Consider the following 16729-nt stretch of genomic DNA (forward strand, 5'->3'; position numbering starts at 1 on the left):
AGTGTTTTAACAAGCTAGAATGAGTAATCACTTACTACGATTGGTATTAGTAAGGGTCTTTGACCTGTCGTTTGAGGTCAAGATCTTCATGCAAAGAAAAGGGCAAAAATATGAAAGGGTCGACGTATCTTATTTTGGGAATGATAGGTGCAGTGCTTATGTACGTAGGCGATATGCTTTTGTATTTTACTGCGGAACCGCTTTCTGATTCGCCTTACGCCTTGTTGATGGTAATGAAAGGCGTCAGCGATACGCGCCTGATATTGGGGGGCTTGATTGGACCAGTCGCAGCTTTCTTTTACCTGTTTGGTTTTATTGGCGTATTTCTTAGGTTGGACGCAGGAAAAATGCGCAACACGATACTCGCTATATTCTCACTGGCTATTGTTGTTGGAGGCGCATACCACAGCCAGTTTACCAATATCGGGGTGGTGGGAAAAATCAGTGAAGAAGCCTTGATACAAAGCTGGGATGTTAGCGTAATTTATATGTTCCTTGTATTAGGTATGTACGCAATTGGCGGCATTTTGTATATCTACATGGTGCTTAGAAAGCAAAGCCTTCTGTCACGCAAAGTCGTTTTATTCTCACCTTTTCCTCTAATGTTTGTCGGAACAGCGTTAATGAATGTGATGCCTCAACCGTTCATGATCATAATTGGTGGAGGCTGGTACAACATAATGATGCTGATATTCTTTATTTCTGTCTATGTCGGTAACAAGCAATACGTTGCGGAACAAGCGACAGCGTAAGTTCAAAATACAGAAGATTTAAATATCAAAGCCCTGCACTGCAGGGCTTTGATTTTTTTAGAGACGGATGAATCTCACTTCTTTAGGAAATAGGGCACTATGATGCGACAAGTGACTAATTCTCTACAAGTGGCCAAGCACCAACAAGCGACTAAGCGCCAATTACACCGCCGTCTTTTTTCGTGATCATAATGACAGACGAGCGTGGGATACTTTTTCCACCGTCTGGGAAATGTGACGGTGCCAAATCCTCCCCTGGGTGTTGAACACCAATAAACATGGTTTTATGATCTGGCGAGAAGGTTAAGCCGGTGATTTCACAGGCAATTGGCCCGGTTAAGAAGCGGCGAATCTCTCCAGTTTCAGGGTCACTGCACAGCATTTGGTTGTTTCCCATGCCCGCAAAGTTGCCTTCATTTGAGTATTTACCGTCTGTTTGGATCCAAAGCCGACCTGCTACATCAAACCCAATACCATCTGGGCTGTTGAACATATTGTCTTTATTAATGTTGTCCGAGCCGGCCATCAAGCCAGACTGATGAACTTCTGGGTTACCTGCCAGTACGTAGATATCCCACTTAAATGTATCTGATGAGTGGTCACCACCTGTCGGACGCCAACGAATAATATGACCATATGGGTTCTTTTCTCGTGGGTTTGCCACGTTCAACGGCTGGTTATCTCTAACGCCACGGTACTTGTTATTGGTTAACGTGCAAAATACCGATTTTTGGTCAGCGTGAACCGCTACCCATTCAGGGCGATCCATGGTGGTTGCTCCGACTTGAGTTGCCGCCATACGTGCAAAGATCATAACAGATGCCGCATCTGGAAACCCATTTTCAGGTGTTAATCCATTTTTTCCCCACGTCAATTCTAGCCATTGACCTTGCCCGTCGGTTTCTCCTTCTTTGCCATTAAATTTCGCGACATACAGAGTACCGTCTTCCAGTAGGTCTTTATTGGCATCAGAACCTTTTACATATTTGTTCTTGGACACAAACTTGTAGAGATGTTCGCCTCGTTCATCATCACCAAGGTAAACAACAGCATGTCCGTCGTCGTTGATCATTAGCGCGGCATTTTCATGCTTAAAGCGACCGAGTGCACTGCGCTTTTTCGGGGTGGAATTTGGGTTCATTGGATCAATTTCAACCACCCACCCAAAGCGATGTGGCTCATTTGGGTGTTTACTTACGTCGAAACGCTCGTCGTGTTTAAACCAATCATATCCCCAATCTTTGTCACGTACGCCATAGCGCTTGTAGGTATCGCCAAGTTTGGTTTCTTTTTCGGCAGCAAAATACCCATTGAAGTTTTCTTCACAGGTAAGATAAGTGCCCCATGGTGTTTGACCATTTGCGCAGTTGTTGTAAGTCCCTAGTATTTTTGTGCCCGATTTGTCCGCAGCCGTCTTAAGTAAACTGTGTCCAGCAGCGGGGCCGGTCATTTCCATTTCTGTAAATGCCGTGATTCTGCGGTTCAGACGACCTTCTACGTTTATTTGCCATCTACCGTCTTTTTTCATTAATTCAACAATAGACACACCGTGTGCAGCTTGTGATTTTCTAGCGTCATCAGCGGTAATGTTTTTGCCTTGGTGAGGGTAGAGATATTCGTTGTTGGTGTACTCATTGTTTACCGCAAGCACGGCGCGGGTATCCGACAGCGGAAAAAACGTCATTCCATCGTTGTTGTCACCAAACTGCATCTCTTGCGCTTTAGAGTCATTGCTTTGGCTAAATTTGGGTGCATTTTTTAGTATAGGATCCCCCCAAGACACTAGCACATCAGCTTGATAGCCTTTAGGCACTTCTATGGTATCTGCGGTGGAAATCGGAATGGCATCAAAGCCCATTTTGGTCGAATGTTTAGAAGAGGCTTTCGCCATCGCTTGGCTTAAAGGTGTCGCGGCGAAAAAGCCGACAGTACCTGCAGCGCCTGTTGCTTTCAAGAATCGGCGGCGAGAAAGAGCGGCTTCAACGATCTTGTTGAATTCTGGCTCTTCATCCAGTGTGCGTTGATCGTGGTGTTGGTCAAATTGATTCACAGTGCTTCCTTACTTTCAGTTTTCATCTCCAGTTCATCCGCTCAATCCACCATAGATATGTGCTTAAATGCTTGAACGAGCAGACGGAGATTCTTATAGAGTCGCTATATTGAGTAGTGAGCGTTGCAGATTATTGACAGTTTTCTGACGCTATTGTGTAACTCGTCAGAATTGTGATGTTATGGATGCTTTTAGCTGGAAATGAAAGGGGTAAAAGCGTTTGAAGGTCAATTACGCATGTAAGTATTCGTCTATCTAATTGATTAATTAGCTGTTATATTGACATCGCCTATTAGGGGATTACTCAGTATGAGTTCTGCTCATTTATCAGAAATTTTTTGGACACTTTCGTTTTTAAGGAATTTTTCTTTCAAAAAACTTAGGTATAGATAAGGAGAACACCTATGATATTCACAACTACTGAGACTATCCCAGGCAAAGAAATTGAATCTGTTGTTGGCGTGGTGACTGGCAATGTTGTCCAGTCTAAGCATATTGGTCGTGACATCATGGCGGGCTTAAAAGGGCTTGTTGGCGGAGAGTTAAAAGGCTATACAGAAATGTTGTCTGAATCTCGTGATACGGCGATCGAAAGGCTGGTCCAGCAGGCAAGAGAATTGAATGCAGACGCCATTGTAGGCATTCGCTTTACCACCAGTTCCATTATGGACGGTTCGTCAGAAATCTTAGTATTCGGTACCGCCGTTAAAATCAAACAAGATTGAATTTGATTTTTATGGAGTATGAGTAACGTTCAACTCAAACTATGAACAGAGCTCGATTCTAAATATTGTAAAGCCAGCTTATGGGTTACACCTTAAGCTGGCTTTTTTAGTACTGTATGTTTTGAATCGAGATCAATGCGAAAGTAATGTCAGTCCACTTGGCAATGCATCACCGAATACGCGTTTAGATTCGCTCTCTGAGAGTTCTTTTACTTCCTCTACCAGCGAGATCCAAGCTTCCGGAACTTTGCTTTGTTTTAATTTGCTGCGAACTTGCTCTCGATAATCGTCTGACACATCAAACAATCGGTCGCCTGTTTTACGGCACATCATAACGACGGCAAAGGCAATCATTTGCTCTTTCTGCCAATTCAGCTCCAATAATTTCGGTAACCATTGCTCAATTTGCTCTCTTGGAATGGCGTTATGCTGACTGCCGTACAAAGGCGTACGCGAAGCTAACCTTCCCAGAGCCCACCAATGCGCTTGCTCGAATTGGCTTTGATTCATCGCTTTACTCAGATACCACGTAGCCAGCAATACCTTGTCTTCAACATCTAAGTTTTCTAACGAAGCTGAAAGCCTAACCATTGATTCATAACCCATATCTTGAGCAGCTTTTGCCGATTGAGGGTTTTTCATCGCACCAGGGTGAAGGTACTTAGCGATATCCGCCAAGATGGTTTCTTGTTGTTCTTGGTTTAAGCCGCCAGCCACTCGGCGCCAAAACACCCACCAGTCCGTCCAGCCTTGGTGGTTTTTGAACTGAATACTTTGCTGATACAGGCTCCATATTTGTTCGATGCGCCAAGAGTCGGTAGGGTCACCAAATCCAGGTCGCATACTGAACCCTGCTAGGCGTAGCCAGTTTTTCTCATGTTGTTCAGAGCGACGTCGGCGTTTCCGACCTTGAGAAAAAGCATCGAAGAGTTGGCGAAGTGTGGCGAAATCCCACTCTTCACGTTTGCCTAATTTTCTCTCAAGATCTTTTGGTAGTGTTTTTATTTCCTTGCCTTCAGCGCTCTTTTTATTACCACTGTAAATTCGGCTGATTAGCGTTTTGCATTCGTCGAGATTTGGATGGAAGCGAGTGTTTTCTTGATCGTCCGATTGTTGGTTTCGTACTTCAAACTCGAGCTCCCAGCGCTTACTGTCGTTTTCAGTGCTGCCGTCTTCGGTGCTAACGCATTCCATCTTAAGCGTTCCGACTTCCGTCAGCTGACAAGCCAGTTGAACTTCAACTCTTTCTTTTTGATTCGCTTGTAGCGTTGCTCCCTCGCTTTCTAACGTTGAGATGTAAGGAGGTAGAGGCGCAAAAATGTCCGGATCGACATCCACCATCATCCCATTTTGTATCGAAGCGTTGCTACCCGAAGTCGTATTGCCAAATGAATCATGAGTAGAGGTGAGTAGGTTAAATTTGACGGGCTCCCCCAGCGTGAGTGAAAACCGTCGACCGCTTAACCGAATCTCGTGACCTTCTTCGGTTCCTTTTGCTAGCAAGCATAAGGCTTTACCCATCTTGTTCTTTTCAGGTAAATGAAGAAAGTAGGAGCGAGCAGCACCACCACCAATTTTAAGCTGTGCGCCTCGTCTGGCTTTGCCAAATGCGACAGCTCCCAATGCCACAGACCAATCTGGATGTGGGTTATCCAGCACCGTGATAGGCGTTCCTTTCCAATTTCCCAAAAGCTGAGTGATACGCTCGGTAACGAGTTCACTGTTGAACACACCACCATTCAGAAGCAAACCAACGGGAATGGCGGGTTTTTCGGTTTCTTCGCCGTTTTCGAGGTCTAGGCTGTTTTCGAGGTTTTGGTTGCTTTCGAGGTTTTGGTTGCTTTCAAGGTATAGCTTGTTGGCTCTATTTAGCGCCGCATAAGATACTTGCTGGTGCTGGGTAAGAAACTCGGCGATGTGTTTGCTGACAGCAGGATCGGCGACATAAGGTAGGCCAAACTCAACAACGGCACTTCGCCTTTTATTAGGCACCTCTTCAAATCCGGAAAGCGGAAAAAAACCATCAAGCGCTATTTGATGAACTTCTTGTTTGGAAAGCTGCACACTTTTGGTTCCGCCAAGCAGTTTGGATCCACTGCCAAGCATGGTGATTTTAACTTCTTCTGGTGCGTTTGCTGAGAGTAGGTTCTCTTTCGCCTTACGAGTTTGTTGGATTAGCTTGGTTAGATTCGCCGCATTGAGCTTTTTGGTTTGGCTAAACCGCTGTTCGGCTAGGTGCGCCAGCGCCAAATCGAGATTATCGCCCCCAAGCATTAAATGTTCACCAACACCGATACGATCCAAAGCAAGTTCGTCGGAATCAAATTTCGCTTCTATCAAACTCAAATCCGTTGTACCGCCGCCGACATCACACACCAGAATCAGTGGCAGCGTTTTGAGTTCCTCGGATGCAGTGTGCTGGTGGCGAGCATACCAGTCGTAGCACACAGCTTGCGGTTCTTCTAGCAGTACTATTTTGCCTAACCCCGCTTGTTCAGCGGCTTCCAGCGTTAACTTGCGAGCAGTCTCATCGAACGATGCAGGAACGGTGACGACAACATCTTGATCTTCGAGTTTATTACTCGGGTTTCGGTAGTTCCAAGATTGGCGAATGTGGCTTAAGTAGCTCGCACTGGCCGTAACGGGGGAGACTTTTTCGACGTCTGTCGCGCCAGCCCAAGGCAGGATCTCGGAGCGGCGATCAACCGCTTGATGAGAAAGCCAGCTTTTCGCACTCGACACTTGTCGCCCTTCCACTTTCGCTCCAAGCTCTCTTGCCCATTCACCGACAATGATGTTGTCGATGTCGCCTTCTGTACGTTCAACTTCCCAAGGGAGGGTAAGATCCGAAGGTGATATTTGCCCGTCGGCTGGGTGATACCGAAAAGAAGGAAAAAGAGGTTTACGGACGACTTCACCAGGACCGATTAACTGGTCGATATCGAAAAGCGTCACATTGGATTGTTCTAAATTGTCGGTAATTTCACAGAATGCTACGACGGTGTTGGTCGTACCTAAATCGATTCCGACTAGAAAACGAGGAGATGTCATATAACAAAACCTTCTGTTAATTTTAAGGAGTCAACAGACCTGAGAAAACGGCACCCATTGGATGCCGTTTTGTTGTTTCTTATTGGTGAGATGAGCTAGTGGACGTTCCGTCTTCACGCACATCGAATTCAACATGCCACTTCTGACCGTTATCTGCTGCAATGGCTTCGAGATATAAGGTGCCCAATTCCGTCACTCTGGACGCCAAAGTGACCGGAACCACTTCGCCTTCTCGTCTGCCGTCTGACACGGGAAGTGTCACTTGAATTTCTGGTAGCTCATCCAATTCTTCTGGTGCCCAGTAATCCAGATGGGTTCCAGCTGCATCTTCACGGCGAACGGTTGATCCAAAGAATTGGAAATGAACCGGCTGACCGATGACCAAACCAAATTCTTGGCTTGGTACTTGAACACTGGAGCCTTCTTCCATGCCGAACGGAGCAACACACAGCGCTTCCATTGGCGGTGCCATACCCGGAATCGCAGGCATTGCGCTTTCGATACCAACATAATAAGACGACGCGATACCACCGCGGATACGAACGCCTTGACCTCGACGCACTGCGCCATAGTATGAGGCACCACTCGCAACCGCCAAGTCAAGATCGACACCAGTTAAGCGTTTGGCGTATTCAGAACCTGCTTCAATCAGCCATTCGTTAATGGTTTCTTCCAAGCGCTCGGCGAGAAGAGGGGATTTAAGCACGCCACCATTGAACAAAATAACCGATGGCTTAATAAAGTCGGCTGCTTGCTCAGCGTTTCCAGCATCTGGCATACCGGGCATGTTTGCGAAAGGGTTAAAATCTTGAGCAGCGGGTTGCTCAGACGAAGCATCGGTTTGTAGAGCGTTAGCTTGTTTCGAAAGAAACGCGGCAATGTGGCGAGTGATTCCCGCATCTTGTGCGTATGGCAAACCCATCTGTGTTAATGCACCGCGAGTTTTCTGAACCGGATGTTCTGTTACCGCCACTTTCGGGAAAAATCCATCAACCAGCGTTTGCTGCACTTCTTGTTGAGTCAGTTCCGTTTTTAATGTCGCGCCTAGCAATTTTGAGCCGCGGCTTGGTACAACAATCGGTACCGATTGTAATTCAGTGTCGTTCAGCAGCGCTTCTTTCGCATCACGGCAAGCGTGAGTCATGGCTTGTACTTGCCAAGGCTGAAGCTCTTTCCCTTCTTGCGCCAGCTTCATTTTCAAGCGGTACGCAAGCGCCAAGTCCATGTTGTCGCCACCAAGCAAAATATGCTCACCAACGGCAATACGGTTGAGAGACAAATTACCGTCTTCTTGTGTAACTTCGACCAATGAAAGATCTGTCGTACCACCACCAATATCAACAACAAGAACAATATCACCTACGCTGACTTCATCACGCCATGCATCGTTACTGTTATCTATCCAGTTGTAGAGTGCCGCTTGTGGTTCTTCCAAAAGCGTAAGATGAGCAAATCCGACATTACGAGCTGCTTCTGCAGTGAGGTCTCGCGCTGCTGGATCGAAAGAAGCCGGTACGGTGATCGTAACATCTTGCTGAGCTAAGGGGTGATTGGGGTTTGCGTGATCCCAAGCTTCCTTAAGGTGTTCAAGATACAGCTCGGTAGCGCGAAGAGGCGATACTTTTGCCACTTCTTCAGGGCTGCCTGCCGGTAGAAATGCTTCTCTACGGTTCACACCGCCATGGCAAAGCCATGATTTGGCACTCGCAATTAGGCGGATGGGTGTTTTCGAACCGAGGTTACGTGCAATAGCACCCACGAGCGCCGTTGGCTCTGATGACCAAGGAAGCACGCGTGAAGCGGGATTCATTTCATGATCGTGAGGTTGGTATAAAAATGAGCCGAGCTGGCTGCGATTTTCAACCGTGCCTGGTGCAGTCAATTGCGGAATGTCCAACACATGAACACGAGCATCTTCAGTCGTAATATCAACATAAGACAATACACAATGCGTTGTCCCTAAATCGATTCCAACACTGTAGGTGGGGGATGTTTGATTCGCAGGTGAATGATGGTTGTCCATTACAGCTCCACCTCAGCTGGGGCGATAACCGTAGCATCATAGTTTTCTGCCAATTTAGGCAAATTCATTGATTCTGCTTTCCAGCCTTTGTGTACCAAAGTGCCGTTAAACGGAGCGTTACCCGTTACGTTACCGGTTAGGCGTACTTGCTGTGGGTTGAACCCTTCTTCAATGGTGATACGCGTTTCTTCATCTTCATTGCGTATGTGCGCCAGTGAAACATATTCGTTCAATACTTTTTGGCCACCGGTGTGGATAACACGAGCTGCCGCGCCAACTTCTTCATCGGAGAAAGAGGTAAGGTCTTCTTGCAGGAAGTCTATCAAGCGCGCTTCTTGTTGCATAATAGAAAGTAACTGCATAGCAGAATCGGTGGAAGCGGTTGCCAATTTCGATTCAACTTCAACCACTTTCTCTATGACTTTCTCAACCTCTACAATCTTTTCAACTTCGACGATTTTCTCGACAGGTTTTTCTACTTCAACGATTTTTTCTACAGGCTTTTCGACCACTTTTTCGATGACTTGCGATTTTCTGCCCACTGCGATTAAAAGTAGCAAAACACTGGAGGCTGCGAGACCGGTATGCAGCATATCGAAAGTTTGGGGAACTAAATTGATGTCAAAGTTCATATTGGAATTCTCTGTATAAGCAATAGGCATTCAGGTAATGATAGCGTGTGATTCATTAGAGACCAGAATACCGAGATATAGCGGAAAAATTGGGACGAACTTTAACATATTCAAGTGTGCTGGCAGGAAGAAAAAAGGTAAAAAAGCACGAAAAAAAGCGCACTTGTTGAATTTTTGCGCTAAGCAATACTTTGTTACATATCAAAGTGAGCGCTTCTGAGTTAAAAATATTATTAGAACTTCATTCTGTATATGTGTGTGGTACGATATTCAACCTGCTTAGAGCCTTATAAGTAAAGTGTTCTGTTACAGGAAAATGCTCGTCTGCAGACAAAATGCTTTTCTGCAGATAATGCTCTTATGCAAATAAAGAACAGGGCGATAATTGTCCATGGAGATTTTATGCCGCTAAGTGACCAGAGACACAATCAACCCAAAGGCAGTTTTTTACCTTGGTTAACGTTTGGCGTTATCGCGTTTGTGACCCTGTTTTTTGTTTATTTAGCCGCGTTAAGCCAGCAAAACCATACGTTTCGGTTGTTTGATAATCTCGCAGAGCGGCAAAGCCAAATGCTCAAAGTTCTCGTTGAGAAAGACATTGATTTTATTGGTGCTGCGGCAAACTTTTTCCATTCTGTTGAACCCGAGGATTGGGGGCAATTCCCTGTGTTTGCAGAGGAGATAATTAAGGACTCTTCCAGCTTAATTGGGCTCCAATGGATGCCAAGAGTAAGGAAAGAAAACCTTGATGCTCATCTCAACCATCTTCGAGAAACTTACCCCGATATAAAGCTCCACACAGTCCCTAAAGACAAACCCAAAACATTCGGCTTTATACTGCCGGAAGGAGAGGATGCGTACATTGTTTCTGATATCTATCCGAGAAATGAACAAAATAAAAAGCTTATTGGTTTCTATTCATCTCGGGAGCGCTTTCGGCTCATATTAAAAGACATTGTAAAAACGGGCGATTCCAACCTATCAGATAAGATTCGGCTGCTGCAAGATGGCGAGGACAAAACATTGCCTAAAACCGGAATGCTGGCTTATCACCCAGTTTTCTCGCATGAAGACCATAGCTTACTTGGTGTGATGGTGGGCGTGGTCAGAACCACCCGATATTTTGAAGATTTGATGCTAAGAACTGCGGCAGAACAAGAGCTTGTCATTCAGGTGAAAGATGTCGGGTTTGATGCCGATGACGCTCCCATTTTATTTGAAAGTGCCGAATGGGCGGAAACCGAAGGGCTTAAAATTCGAAAGACGATTCGTTTACAAAATCGCGAATGGATATTGAAGTTCAGGCTTATGTCACCGATGACAGCAAATGATAAATGGACATTAACCAGTATTGCATTGTGTGGTTTGGTGGTGGCAGTTTTAGCGGCATTTGTAGTCAATTTAATTTCGAAAGAAAAGTATCGCTTAGCGCAGAAAGTCGATGAGCAAACAAGCGAGCTGCGATATCTGGTGAATCACGATACCTTAACGGGGGTGTATAACCGGAGAGCGTTCAACCATATGTTTGCGAGCATGATGGATAAAAATGAACCGTTTTCTTTGGTTGGATTCGATATCGACAAGTTTAAAGTGATCAATGATAAATATGGTCATGCAGCGGGTGATGCAGCCCTTACTCATGTGGCGACTCTCATCAGTGAAGAACTCAATGATGGTGATTATTTTGCTCGGGTTGGGGGCGATGAGTTTTGTATTCTGACTTACGATACCAATACGGATATTCTGTCGGCGTATGTGAGTAGGCTTATCCGGCGCGTCGCGTGTTCTCCGGTCAAATTTGGAAGTATGGGTATCGACATTACCCTGAGTGCAGGTGCCAAACCCAGAGCGGACGAAACAGGCGAGGAATTAATGAAATCTGTTGATACCCTGATGTATTCAAGTAAGCAAGCGGGTAGAAATTGTGTTTCAGTCGGCGATGGGGCGTGAGTTATTATCGCAGTCGCTAATCCACTCTTAGCGCAATGCAGACATGGACCCTAGAATTTATAGGAGGCTTGGGTATACAATGCCGCCTCAAATGTTTTCCCAACCTCAATCTCTCAACTAAAGGTAAAAAATGAACCACAATCGCGTTGTTTGCTTCGATTTGGAAATGTGCTGCTGGAACAAAGATGGCGTCGGTACCACCGGTGAAATCATCGAAATAGGGCTAGCAGAAATCGATTTGCACAAAGGTGAAGTGGTGAAAAGAGCACAGTATTATGTGAAACCCGAGCATGATGAGGTCTCTCTTTTTTGCAGTGAGTTGACGGGTATTACCCCGCGCAAGATCGAAAAGCAAGGTCGCCCGCTGGCCGAGGTTATTCAGTCCATGATTAAGAACTTTGGCGGCGCAAACAAAATTTATGCCTCTTGGGGAAGAGACGATTTGATTCTTATGTCGGAATGCAAGCAAAAGGGCATCGATTTGCCTTTTAAAGAGTTTTTAAATCTCGCGACGATTTATCGAATCCAACATCGTTTGAAAGACAAGCGTATCGGTCATAAGGCAGCCCAAGAAGCACGTGGTATAGAATGGGAAGGCAGACAGCATTCAGGATTTGTTGATGCATACAATTTAGCGAAATTGGCACTGGTTATGCTCTAGGGTCAACAGAACCTAGCAAATGAACCGAATAAAAAGGCACGGCTTCGTGCCTTTTTTCGTTTTGAGTGAATCGGCTTTTGTTTCGGCATCGCTATTTTTGTTTAAGTGCTGCTGCTTTTAATTACGGCATCCTAAATTCTATTACGGTATAGCGACCGATGGCGTTCTGTATCTCCCATAAAGGATAAGTGCTAAAGCCGGAATGTTCATCAATAAACCGTACATCAAGGGTACAGTCGCTAAAGCGGGCGATTGCAATAACGCCAAAGCAATGAACATTCCTGTTCCAGCATTTTGAACGCTGGTTTCTATCATAAGCGTAAGCTGGTTCTTTTCTTCTAACTGCGCTTTGATTGAAACGAAGTAAGAGACGATCATTACAATAAAGCTCAAACTCAAGCAGATAGCGGCTACCAGCCAGCCTGAATCGAACAGCTTATTCCAGTTCACTATGGTGAGCGCTGCAACCATAACCAAAAATAAGAGAGTAGACGCTTTGCGAATCTGTTTTTCGTAACGCTGAGCCCAGTTAGGACATTTTGCTTTTAGCACCATAGCTAGCGCAACAGGTATAACGGTGACCACAATGAGCTGCATTAACGTTTTAACAATGGGTAGTGCAAGCGCCGTTCCTTGCCCGTCATTTAATAGCGATAATTGGAAGGAGAGCGTAATAGGCAATATAAAAGGAGTAAGAAGGCTGACTATCGCTGTCATGCTAATGGATAGCGCACCGTTTCCACCTGCGATATGAGAGATAATATTAGATGTAGCACCTCCTGGACATGCCGCCAAAATGATCAATCCACTCGCGACAATTAGTGGGACCGCTGTAAATAAACCAAACAGCCACAATAGTGCCCATGCCAACAAAGGCAATATTATCAATTGAAGGCATACACCTATTCCAAAGGCTTTAGGATGCTTGATGACGCGGGTGAAATCTTTGATGGTCAAACTGATACCCATTGCAAACATCATCAATGCTAAACAAATTGGCAATGCGACTTGCGAAACCCACTGTGCTAATTCCATATATTTTCTCTATTCGGTCAGCTATTGAAAGCCATCAATTCAGATCAACTAGCGTACAGTTTACGCGCCTTTTGTTTTAATTTTCATGAATATCATGGAGTTTTGAGAGCAATATTCCTTATCCGAGTTTGTATTCCAGCTTATCTAGGAAGCCCTAAATAGGCATACATGGGTATAAATAAAAAAAATCGAAAATTTTTTCACCCCATTTTTTCACTCGCCCGTTTATAACTTTCATCCAAACACGATTAGTCAAAGTAAAGGTTAATCAAATCATGAATAGGACGAATAAAATGAAACTCACGAAGAGCTGTATTGCTGTAATAGTTGCGTTAGGTTTAGTCACTGCATGTACCGAGAATGTAGGTACGACCCAGCAACTAGGCACTTCAAATCAAACCGACGGAGACGCTCGGGACCGGAACATACCTGAAGAAGATAAAATGGTAAGTGAGGTGGCAATAGCCGACGCTAGTGCCCCTCAATATGAAATCGCTCAAGAGCATTCGGTCTCTTTTGTTGCTCCGAGCACTCGCATGACGAAATCTATGATTGCTCACCCTATGCCCAGCATTGAGCCTTCTCCTTTTATTGGCAATAGAGACAACTACCTAGATACCCCGAGTAATGGAGTCAAACAAGTGGCTACTGCGCCGCTTTCAACTTTCTCTATCGACGTGGATACAGGTAGCTACGCGAACATAAGAAGCTATATCAATATGGGGAAAAAGCCGCCTTCTGATGCGATTCGGGAAGAGGCTTTTATCAACTATTTTGAATATCAATACAATACACCCAAAAATAAAAGCCAGCCTTTCTCTCTTCAATCTGAAGTCGCTCCTTCTCCTTGGAACGCGGAACGTCATCTGCTCCGTATTGCTCTAAAAGGCTACGACATTCCAAATTCTGAACGTAAGGCTTCGAACCTAGTCTTTTTAGTGGATGTATCTGGATCTATGGGAGAACCCAATAAGTTGCCCTTATTGGTACAGAGCTTGTCTTTACTGGTAAAAGAGTTAGGTAGCAATGATAGGGTAAGCCTTGTGACTTATGCGGGTCACTCATCTGTTGTGCTAGAGCCTACAAAAGGGGACAGCAATCAAGCCATTTTAGCGGCGCTGAAACAACTTCAAGCGGGTGGAGGAACCTACGGTGAAAGCGGTATTAAACTGGCTTATCAGCAAGCCCAAAAAGGGTTTATCAAAGGTGGCGTGAATAGAGTGATCCTAGCAACCGATGGTGACTTTAATGTGGGCGTGAGCAATATCAATGACCTTAAAGCGATAATTGAAGATGAGAAAGAAAAAGGCATATCTTTAACCACGCTTGGGTTTGGGCGCGGTAACTATAATGACGGTTTAATGGAGCAACTGGCCAATATAGGGGATGGCAACCATGCGTATATCGATACCTTACATGAAGCGAAAAAAGTGCTGTTAAGACAGATGAGTGGTACTTTGCAAAGCATCGCACACGATGTGAAAGTCCAAGTGGAGTTTAACCCCAATAACGTGAAAGAGTATCGATTGATTGGGTATCAAAACCGAATGTTAAAGGATGAAGAATTTAACAACGACGCCGTTGATGCAGGCGAAATCGGAGCAGGGCATTCGGTTACCGCGTTGTATGAACTGACACTGACGAACAGCAGGGGGCAAATTGATGACTTGCGATATCAGAAGGACGAACTTGCGCAAGTAGCGGAGGCTCACCGTGACGAATTGGTTCAGATAAAAGTTCGATATAAATTACCTCAAGAGAGTGAAAGCGCGTTGGTGCAACAAGTGGTTTTGAAAGAGAGCGTTCGTTCTACTTTTTCTCAAGCGAGCTCAGATTTCCAGTTTGCTACCGCTGTTGCGGCTTTTGCACAAAAACTGAAAGATAATAACTACCTAAATAACGTTAAGTATGATGATATTGCAGGCATTGCTCGCGCTAATCGAGGTGATGACCCGCACAATTATCGTGGGGAATTTGTCAAACTGGTAGAGATGGCACAAAGTCTCTGAATGGAATAATTTGATAGTGTGTTAACGCATTTCATTACGTGGATAGCAGGGATAGATGCAAGACAAAACGGATGAACAGTTGATGTCGATGTACAGCAAAGGTGACCAATCCGCCTTTGCTGTGCTTTATGCTCGCCATAAAGATCCCCTATATCGATATTTTAAGCGTCAGCTAAAACTTGAGCAGCAGGCCATGGCTGAGGAGCTGTTTCAAGAAGTCTGGTTTAAAGTGATCGATGCTCACGGGAGTTACAAGCCAACAGCAAAGTTCACAACTTGGCTCTATCAAATCGCCCATAATTTGATGGTTGATGTTTATAGAAAGCGTCTTTCTGAAAAGGATTACCTTGCACAGCTGGATGAGGGCAATACCGAGCATATGGACGAAAATGCACTTTCGATACGAAGTAAAGATGCCATTAGAACTTGCATGGACGGGCTTGCCCCACTTCAGCTAGAAGCGTTTATGTTAAAGCACGAATCCGGTTTTTCTCTGAAGCAGATATGTGACATTGTTTCGTCTAAACCTGAGACCATCAAAACTCGTCTTCGTTATGCGATGGAAAATTTAAGAGAGTGCCTGACACGTAATTTGGGAGGTAGACAATGACGCCACCATCAAACGATGAAGATGTTGTGAAAATGTACAAAGAAAGTGCAATTGAAGCGCCCTCTAAAGAGACAGATGACGCCATTTTGGAGTACGCAAAGAACAGCACCGTTGTTACAAAGCCGCATTATGTCGCCAACTGGAAGCCTATATTTGGTCTTGCAGCGACGATAGTATTCGTTACGCTATTAACCCCGTGGGATTGGGTTGAAGAGCCAAATCTTATTCGCGAAGAAATACAGTTAGAGTCGATTTCTCCTGAGGGCATCGAAGACACAATGGAAGCGCAAACTGAAGCTGTACCTACATTTTCACCCCCAGTACCCGCAGCTTCCAAGATGAATGAGCACAAAAACTTGAAAAGCCATAAAAGAATGATGGCAGACGTACCTGAATTGGAGGAGCAATTGAATCCATTTGCTCAAATCGAGAAGCTTGTTCTTGAAGGTAAGACCGAGGAAGCGAGAAAACAATTGAAAATGCTATTGGAGGAAAACCCAGCCCTGAAAAAAACTCTGCCAGATCACTTAGCTGACTTATTACAAAATGAGTAGAAATGCACGTGGATTCTATACATGTGTACTTATACAGGTTGATACTTTTTTGAACAATTTGATTTTAGGCAGGAGAAATACGTCTTTTACGAGTACGAAAAAATGAAATCAAATCTTTGTAACTGAAATGTATGGATTTTTTGTTTTCGACTAGGATTGTTATATGGAATGCAGCTGGTAGGATATACGGATAGTATCTGTATAATAAGTTGTTATGCCTTAGGAGTAGAAATGGAAAACGACATTAGAAATTTAGCTCTCGAAACAGGGCGAGTAATACCAAAGCCAGAAGCTAAGGCAGACTTTTTGATCAAAGGGGTAGGCAAGCGTAGAGGTGAGGATGCATTAATTTATCGCATTCCTTCACATTCGAAGAAAGCTCCATTTTATGAAAAGGGAGTTACTTTTTTTGAATTCAATTTAGCTTATGATCAGCTACTCGAAACGGGGCAGTTTACAAGGGAATGGTTTAACGAAAATCTAGCAGCTTGTGCTAAAGAGGGCGCTTGCAATTTCACAACCATAGGTGGTGTTTTTAGCCTGTTGGGGGAAGCCAAATATGCGTATAAGGCTACTTACCAGCTACAGGCATAACAAACGCTTCAAGCGGACTGCCAACGCATGGCACTTTTGGTTTGCAGAAACTATTGTGTTTAAGGCGCAATTCGGTAGCCGTT

12 protein-coding genes and 2 pseudogenes are annotated in these 16729 nt (G+C 44.7%); 8 read left to right on the plus strand and 6 right to left on the minus strand.

From position 1 onward, the window contains the following. Positions 1–110 precede the first annotated feature (110 nt). Positions 111–752, plus strand: a complete 642-nt coding sequence (locus tag VPNCDNU1_RS02865) for a DUF6796 family protein (RefSeq protein WP_104398955.1) — start codon at positions 111–113, stop codon at positions 750–752. Positions 753–903: 151 nt separating this feature from the next. Here the strand turns inward: VPNCDNU1_RS02865 and VPNCDNU1_RS02870 are convergent, their stop codons facing one another. Further along, complete coding sequence (locus VPNCDNU1_RS02870) at positions 904–2802, minus strand: PhoX family protein (RefSeq protein WP_104398956.1); 1899 nt, start codon at positions 2800–2802, stop codon at positions 904–906. Between the two features lie 404 nt (positions 2803–3206). Here VPNCDNU1_RS02870 and VPNCDNU1_RS02875 point away from each other — a divergent pair, with 404 nt between their 5' ends. Further along, positions 3207–3527: a heavy metal-binding domain-containing protein gene (locus VPNCDNU1_RS02875; RefSeq protein WP_104398957.1), complete on the plus strand. Its 321-nt coding sequence runs from the start codon at positions 3207–3209 to the stop codon at positions 3525–3527. Between the two features lie 132 nt (positions 3528–3659). Here VPNCDNU1_RS02875 and VPNCDNU1_RS29290 read toward each other — a convergent pair. From VPNCDNU1_RS29290 to VPNCDNU1_RS02890, 4 genes and pseudogenes are all read right to left on the minus strand, one after another. Then, positions 3660–5294: pseudogene (locus tag VPNCDNU1_RS29290) on the minus strand (Hsp70 family protein); the annotation flags it as partial. Between the two features lie 98 nt (positions 5295–5392). Further along, positions 5393–6578, minus strand: a pseudogene (locus tag VPNCDNU1_RS29295) (Hsp70 family protein); the annotation flags it as partial. A 79-nt stretch (positions 6579–6657) separates the two neighbouring features. Then, positions 6658–8601, minus strand: a complete 1944-nt coding sequence (locus tag VPNCDNU1_RS02885; RefSeq protein ID WP_104398959.1) for an Hsp70 family protein — start codon at positions 8599–8601, stop codon at positions 6658–6660. Beyond that, positions 8601–9233, minus strand: coding sequence for a DUF2760 domain-containing protein (locus tag VPNCDNU1_RS02890; protein ID WP_104398960.1), 633 nt, complete (start codon positions 9231–9233; stop codon positions 8601–8603). The genes VPNCDNU1_RS02885 and VPNCDNU1_RS02890 overlap by 1 nt, the downstream gene beginning before the upstream one ends. A gap of 402 nt (positions 9234–9635) precedes the next feature. Here VPNCDNU1_RS02890 and VPNCDNU1_RS02895 point away from each other — a divergent pair, with 402 nt between their 5' ends. Further along, positions 9636–11183, plus strand: a complete 1548-nt coding sequence (locus VPNCDNU1_RS02895) for a sensor domain-containing diguanylate cyclase (protein WP_104398961.1) — start codon at positions 9636–9638, stop codon at positions 11181–11183. A 130-nt stretch (positions 11184–11313) separates the two neighbouring features. After that, entirely contained in the window at positions 11314–11844 is a 531-nt protein-coding gene (locus VPNCDNU1_RS02900) for a 3'-5' exonuclease (protein WP_104398962.1), read from the plus strand. 141 nt (positions 11845–11985) lie between these two features. Here the strand turns inward: VPNCDNU1_RS02900 and VPNCDNU1_RS02905 are convergent, their stop codons facing one another. Then, positions 11986–12879 carry a bile acid:sodium symporter family protein gene (locus VPNCDNU1_RS02905; RefSeq protein WP_104398963.1) on the minus strand — a complete coding sequence of 298 codons (894 nt, stop codon included), beginning with the start codon at positions 12877–12879 and terminating at the stop codon, positions 11986–11988. Between the two features lie 293 nt (positions 12880–13172). Between VPNCDNU1_RS02905 and VPNCDNU1_RS02910 the strand changes: the two genes are divergently transcribed. From VPNCDNU1_RS02910 to VPNCDNU1_RS02925, 4 genes are all read left to right on the plus strand, one after another. Next, positions 13173–14888 carry a vWA domain-containing protein gene (locus VPNCDNU1_RS02910; protein ID WP_237324074.1) on the plus strand — a complete coding sequence of 572 codons (1716 nt, stop codon included), beginning with the start codon at positions 13173–13175 and terminating at the stop codon, positions 14886–14888. A 55-nt stretch (positions 14889–14943) separates the two neighbouring features. Further along, positions 14944–15498: a sigma-70 family RNA polymerase sigma factor gene (locus tag VPNCDNU1_RS02915; RefSeq protein ID WP_104398965.1), complete on the plus strand. Its 555-nt coding sequence runs from the start codon at positions 14944–14946 to the stop codon at positions 15496–15498. Then, on the plus strand, positions 15495–16052 hold the full coding sequence (locus tag VPNCDNU1_RS02920) for a hypothetical protein (RefSeq protein WP_104398966.1): 558 nt from the start codon (positions 15495–15497) through the stop codon (positions 16050–16052). The genes VPNCDNU1_RS02915 and VPNCDNU1_RS02920 overlap by 4 nt, the downstream gene beginning before the upstream one ends. Before the next feature lie 231 nt (positions 16053–16283). After that, positions 16284–16646, plus strand: coding sequence for a hypothetical protein (locus tag VPNCDNU1_RS02925; RefSeq protein WP_104398967.1), 363 nt, complete (start codon positions 16284–16286; stop codon positions 16644–16646). The last annotated feature ends 83 nt before the right edge of the window (positions 16647–16729 follow it).

The organism is Vibrio penaeicida (assembly GCF_002933855.1).
In the GTDB taxonomy this organism is placed as follows: Bacteria; Pseudomonadota; Gammaproteobacteria; order Enterobacterales; family Vibrionaceae; genus Vibrio; species Vibrio penaeicida_A.